Genomic DNA, 5,840 nt, shown 5'->3' on the forward strand with positions numbered 1-5,840 from the left:
GATCACCTCAGCCGGGAATCGGTACCCCTTGTACGACACCGACGCCTCAGCCTCCACCGCGAGCCCCTCCCAAGACGACCTACATCAAGATCATCCCACGCCCCCGCAGACAACTTGATAGCGCCCACCTACACCATCGGCAACTTGACAAGGCCTGCAGGCGGGCATCGGTCATTTCTCGGGCTCGGTGAGGGTGATTGCGGCCACCGGGCAGCGGCGGGCAGCAGCACGCACGTCCTGCCACAAATGGCGGTCCGGATGCGGCTTGTGTACGACGACTACCCCGTCCTCGTCCCGTGTGGTGAACACCTCGGGGACGCTCTCGGCGCATTGCCCCGAGGTGGCGCAAATACCCTGGTCGGCGCGAACATGCATGGGCAGGCCTCCCCTAAGTGAGGGTGAGTCAGAGGGTGACACGGAAATGTTCGAAGGTCCGCAGGCTCAACGCCGGCCGGAGCACCGGCCGTTCCGGCACGGCCAGGCCAGGCAGGGTACGGCGGATCCGGGTGAGTACGACGGCGCACTCCATCCGCGCCAGGTTGGCGCCGAGGCAGTGGTGCACACCGTGGCCGAAGGTCACCATCCGAGAAGTGTTGCGGGACGGGTCGAACCGGTCCGGGTCGGGGAATGCCTCCGGATCACGATTGGCGGGCCCGTGCAAGGGCCGCACGTCCGCACCCTTGGGGATAGTGACCCCGTCCAGTTCGATTTCCCTGCGTGCGATCCTAGGATCGGCGTCCACCAGGACCGGCGGGTTGTACCGGAGTGTCTCTGAGACGAACGACTTAACCTCGGTTGGGCCTCCGTCCAGCCAGCGCGCCTGCTCCGGGTAGTCGACCATGGCGAGCACGCCGAAACCCATGGCGGCCACCGTGGTCTCGAAACTGCCCGCCCACAGCCCCCACAACAGCAACATGAACTCGGCACGGGTCAGCCCCTGTTCGGGCTTTTCATCGCCCTCGCGCACCTCAGACAGCAGGGCGGAGATCAGGTCCCCGCAAGGCTGCTTACGGCGCTCAGCGGCGAGCTGGGCGAAGTACTCCTCAACCTCCTCACTCGCCCGGTCTCCTTCCTGCAACGCCTCGTCGCTGGATGCCGGATGGAGCGAAGCCAGGACCCTGAGGATCAGAGCCGCCAGCGTCTCCCGGTCGGCCTGGGGGATGCCGATGATGTCACCGGCCATGTTCATCCCCAGCGGCTGGGTCAGCTCATGGTGCAGGTCGGCCCTCTCGCCGTCCTGCACCCGGGCGGCCAGTGGTGCCAGCAGCCGGTCGCAGTGATGTTCAGCCGCCGCCTGCAGGCGCTGGGCCTGCCGGAGAGTGAAATGCCGGGAGAGCGCGCGCCTGATCCGCGTGTGCTCGGGGGGGTTGGTACTGGTGATGACCTGCGACAGGATGCGCAGTGCACGAGATCGCTCCCAGCGCGGGTGCTTCGCTGCAAGTTCCTCAAGCTCAATGGCACGCAGGTCAGGCGATTGATAAACGGTCCTGACCGCCGCGTTACGGCTCACCAGATACACACCGCCCGTCGGGTTGCGGTGGATTGGGGCATGCTCGCGCAGCCACGTGTAGAACGGGTAGGGGTCCTGAAGCGTTTCCGGATCCCACAACCGGGCCAGAATGTCGAGTTCGGACGTCTGTGACGGCATCGCCCTCACGGTGTGCTTCCTTCCCTGCGCTGCCAGACGACGGGCAGCCGCTCGACGCGGCGTATCTGGAGACCGGTCACGAAGGTGATCTCCTGCGGTGGTACCGCCAACTTCAAGTCGGGGATGGACCGTGTCAACACGCCGAAGGCTACTTGCAGCTCCAGACGTGCGAGACCGGCGCCCAGGCAGAAGTGCGGTCCCATGCCGAAGGCGAGATGGGGATTCTTGGTGCGGCGGATGTCGAACTCCTCCGGGCGGGGGAACTGTTTCTCGTCCCGATTGGCGGAGGCGAGTCCGGTGATCACTCCGGTGCCTTTCCGGATCGTCCCCGAAGGCAGTTCTACATCGTTGCGGGCGGTACGGATCAGGCTGTTGCTGCCGACGAACTCATACCGCAGGATCTCCTCCACAGCCTGTTCCAGCAGGTCGGGCTCCGTGCACAGCGCCGCATACTGTTCCGGGCGGCGCAACAACGCGAACACGCCGCGGCCGATGGTGGTAGCTACCGTCTCGTGACCGGCGATGATCAGTGTCTTGACCAGGGAGACAAGTTCGCCATCGGTGAGCTGGCCGTCGGCATCCCGCGCCTCTATCAGTGCGCCAAGGAGCCGCTCGCGACCCGTCGAACGACGCCGTGCGGCGATGAGTCCGGCCAGGTAACTGCCGAACTCCCGCATCCGCGCCTCCCGTTGCTCGGGGCTCATCGAGGTAGTGGACATGAAGGCGTTCGACCACTCACGGAAGCGGCCGATGTCCTCAGCGGGCGCACCGAGCAGGTCGCACATTACATACAGTGGCAGAGGGAATGCGTATGCCTCCGACAGATCAGCCGGCTCCGGTCCGGACAGCATCCCTGCCAGCAACCGGTCGGCGATCTCCTCCGCCCGGGGCCGCCACTGCCGCAGTCGCCGCGGGCCGAGCGCCCCGGAGACCAGCTGGCGCAGCCGGTTCAGTTCCGGCGGGTCCTTGTGGAAGATCTCGTCCGTGGAGTTCGCCGAACTCCTGCGGAAGCGAGACGTGCCCGGCAGGCGCGGGTCCGTGCTGAACCGCGGGTCGGTGAGCACCATCTTCACGTCGTCATAGCGGACCGCGAGCCGCACCAGATCCCCGCTGGGCACCTCGACCTCGCCAAGTGGATCCGATGACCTGCGCTGGGCGAACTTCTCATGCGGCAGCGCACCCCCGTCCAATGGGTATTTCTCCGCCATTATTCCGTCCTCTCTCGGGCGCCGCTGCGCACCGAGTCCCAGACGACAGGGAGTTCCTGTACCCCGTGCAACAGGCTGTCCTCCTCAAAGGTGACCTCATCGAAGGGGATCGCCAGCCGCAGCTCTGGCAGCCGTCGGAACAGGGCGGGCAGCGCGATCTCCAGCTCCGCCCGTGCCAGCGCCTGCCCCGCGCACCGATGAGGGCCGTAGCCAAACGCCACATGAGCCCGGGCATTGCGAGTGAGATCGAGCCGATCCGGATCTGCGAAGACATCCGCGTCCCGGTTGGCGGCCTGCAGCGCCAGCACCACCCCCTCACCCGCCCGGATCACTGTCTCCCCAATCGTGATGTCCGCAGTGGCGACCCGGCGCAGGCCGTTGTGGACGACGGTCAGATAGCGCAACAACTCGTCCACTACGCCGGGCAGGGCCTCCGGGCCAGCCAGCAGGGCCGACAGCTGCTCGGGGTGTCGCAGCAAGGCAACCACGCTCAGCGCAATTTGGCTGGCGGTGGTCGCATGGCCACCAGTGATCAGCGGCATCCCGAGGCCGACTACCTGCTCCTTGGCGATGCGGCCGGTCCGGACGTACTGGACGACGAGTTCGCTGAGCAGGTCGTCGGCGGGCTCGCGGTCCTTGGTTTCGACGAGCCGACCGAGGTACTCGCTGAGCGACGCTTGGGCGGCAGCAACCTCAGCCCCAGACGCTGAGCGCCTCGCGGTCACTGCGGCGCACTGCTCGAAAACCTCCCGATCTTCGAACGGAACGCCGAACAGCTCACCGATCACCCGGACCGGCAGTGCCAACGCGAACCGCTCCATCAGGTCGACCGGCTGCGGCAACGCAGCCAGCTCCTCCAGAAGCCCGCGCGCATGCCGCTCTATGGCCGGCCGCAACCGCCCCACATTGGTCACCAGCGCACTCCGCATGACGACCCGCCGCAACTCGGTGTGCTCCGGCGCATCCATCGACGGCAAGTAGCCCCGGGCAGGCGGCGGCTGGTCCGGCCGCCACAGCGGGTAACCCGGGCGCGACCAATCACTGCTGAGCCGAGCGTCCCCCAGCAGCTGGCGCACATCCACATACCTGGTCACCAGCCAAGCAGAAAACCCGGCCACGACCACCCGGCGTATGGGCTCCTCCCGCTGCCAGCACTTGAACTCAGGCGGCGGATCCAGCGGGTCCCCCGTCCGCTCAAACGGAAATACCGAAGGCGACGCGACAACCTCAGCCGCCCGCACCGGAGACCGGCCGGGCCACGCCTCGGGTTCTGTAACCACACCCAGTACCTACCCATCCTGCCTAGCCGAGTTCATACATCGATCACGTGCGTTTCCCACCAACAGCGCAGAAGCTTCGATAGCCAAGCGAGGGCCTAGGACAGCAGACGCCGAGATAAACGTCTTCCCCCAGCTGATGAACGCCTCCCTTTTTTTCATTACGCCCCACTCTGGAATTCCGTCAAGTAGACACCCTTTCTCGCATTAGGCGTTTCAGTGACTCCAAGTAAGTCCTGGGGTTTCAATTGAGAGTAATGCGGCCCTGGAAGTGATCTAGAGGCGTTCAACGTGTAGTGTGCCCCGACGCGAGTCTTACTCCGCAGCTCCAGCTCGACCCAACTCGCGAATCATCAAAGAGGGCGCCTTCACTGCGACCCGTCGGATGGGGAAATTCTTGCGATCTCGGGCGACCTTTCGTAACCACGCCTCGATTAAGGCGATCATATCCGTTCTGTAATCATCCTACTGACCTCACGTGGGAGGTGAAGTGCGAAATCCAGCCAGCTCCAGTGTCAAGCCCTCAAGACCGCTACGTGACTGCTTCGCCGTATGCGCTACACCACCAGCAGTACAACACATTTCACAATTTCACAAAATTGCAGGCTGTGCCCGCTTTTGCTGCCGCGCAAGCGTTGCACCGAAATGCAGCACTGCTATTCAGTGAGGTCTTCTCGGCAACGTGATGGCTGCGATGCGTGACCTTGTGCGGGGCGGCGTCGCGGCTGCCGGGTGACCTGGCGTCAGATATGGGTGAAGCCCCTGGTAGGAACGGGTCTGCGAAGATCAAGTTCCGTACGGGAGAGGGGCTTGTCAAGCCCTCCCGGAGTACTGCCGGGCGACCCCGGCGGAGGTGCGGCCCTGTTTGGCGAAGCCCGTCTCGTCGACCACCAGCACTCCGGCTCCGCCCGGTCCGGGGCCCGCCCCGCCGTCGTCCAGGCCGTCGATGACGTAACGGCGGGTGAAGTCGCGCAGCTCGTCCTGGTCCCACACCGCGCGGTCCAGCAGGTGCTGCTGGCTCCGGGGACCCGGGGTCCCGGCGTGTTCGGCGATCTGCCAGCCGTTCTTGCGGGACAGCGGCGCCAGCAGCCCGCGGACGCATGCAGCGGCACGGCGCCGCAGGTCGTGACGGGGGAAGAACCCGCCGATATCGACCAGCAGGTTCTCCAGCTCTGATCGGACCACTCCGCCAGCCACTCAGCGTCGGTGCCCTCCGGCGACATGTCCAGCAACTCAGCCTGCATACAGGACAGTTACCCGGCAGCCATGATCGACGAACTATCGCAGACCGCCATGATCTCCAACTGAAAGGTCAGTCCGAGATCACCGGAAACTTCTTGGGAGCGAGCAGTAATAGGGCCAGGAAGGGCACTGTCAACTTTAACAGGACGTCAGATGATCAAGAAGAAAAATCCCGCCCGAGACCCGCTGTGGTGCGTCGAGGCGGCGTTTCATTCATGGATTCAAAGGCGCAGGCCCGCAATCGCCTTCGTGATCATCTGACGGATCGTCAAAGTTGACAATGCCGTTTATCAAGGTCAACGGGCGCATGCGCTATCTCTGGCGGGCGGTCGATCAGGACGGCAACGTCCTGGACATCCTCGTGACCGATAAGCGGGACGCCGCCGCGGCCCGGCGCTTCTTCCGCAAGCTCCTCAAGGGCACCGAGGCCGTGCCGAGAGTGATCGTGACCGACAGGCTCCGCTC

At 65.0% G+C, this 5,840-nt stretch carries 5 protein-coding genes and 1 pseudogene; 1 reads left to right on the top strand and 5 read right to left on the bottom strand.

What is annotated here, in order from left to right; genetic code table 11:
• Window positions 1-171 precede the first annotated feature (171 nt).
• The 5 genes from ACZ7NC_RS44255 to ACZ7NC_RS44275 all read right to left on the bottom strand — a co-directional run bounded on the left by ACZ7NC_RS44255 (window position 172) and on the right by ACZ7NC_RS44275 (window position 5,318).
• Complete coding sequence (locus tag ACZ7NC_RS44255) at window positions 172-375, bottom strand: ferredoxin (RefSeq protein WP_471497780.1); 204 nt, start codon at window positions 373-375, stop codon at window positions 172-174.
• A 28-nt stretch (window positions 376-403) separates the two neighbouring features.
• Window positions 404-1,648: a cytochrome P450 gene (locus tag ACZ7NC_RS44260; protein WP_471497782.1), complete on the bottom strand. Its 1,245-nt coding sequence runs from the start codon at window positions 1,646-1,648 to the stop codon at window positions 404-406.
• A 5-nt stretch (window positions 1,649-1,653) separates the two neighbouring features.
• Window positions 1,654-2,856 (bottom strand): cytochrome P450, encoded by a 1,203-nt coding sequence (locus ACZ7NC_RS44265; RefSeq protein WP_471497784.1) that lies wholly within the window; start codon window positions 2,854-2,856, stop codon window positions 1,654-1,656.
• Window positions 2,856-3,950, bottom strand: coding sequence for a cytochrome P450 (locus tag ACZ7NC_RS44270; protein WP_471497786.1), 1,095 nt, complete (start codon window positions 3,948-3,950; stop codon window positions 2,856-2,858). The genes ACZ7NC_RS44265 and ACZ7NC_RS44270 overlap by 1 nt, the downstream gene beginning before the upstream one ends.
• 996 nt (window positions 3,951-4,946) lie before the next feature.
• Window positions 4,947-5,318, bottom strand: a complete 372-nt coding sequence (locus tag ACZ7NC_RS44275) for a transposase (RefSeq protein ID WP_471497788.1) — start codon at window positions 5,316-5,318, stop codon at window positions 4,947-4,949.
• Window positions 5,319-5,676: 358 nt separating this feature from the next.
• Here ACZ7NC_RS44275 and ACZ7NC_RS44280 point away from each other — a divergent pair.
• Window positions 5,677-5,840 (top strand): annotated as a pseudogene (locus ACZ7NC_RS44280) (DDE-type integrase/transposase/recombinase); the annotation flags it as partial.

This window comes from Streptomyces sp. NPDC111802, from assembly GCF_055634335.1.

What these genes read in the sequence shown, in the direction of transcription:
- ACZ7NC_RS44265 (WP_471497784.1), bottom strand. Translation starts at nt 2,856, where the DNA reads ATGGCGGAGAAATACCCATTGGACGGGGGTGCGCTGCCGCATGAGAAG.
- ACZ7NC_RS44255 (WP_471497780.1), bottom strand. Translation starts at nt 375, where the DNA reads ATGCATGTTCGCGCCGACCAGGGTATTTGCGCCACCTCGGGGCAATGC.
- ACZ7NC_RS44260 (WP_471497782.1), bottom strand. Translation starts at nt 1,648, where the DNA reads ATGCCGTCACAGACGTCCGAACTCGACATTCTGGCCCGGTTGTGGGAT.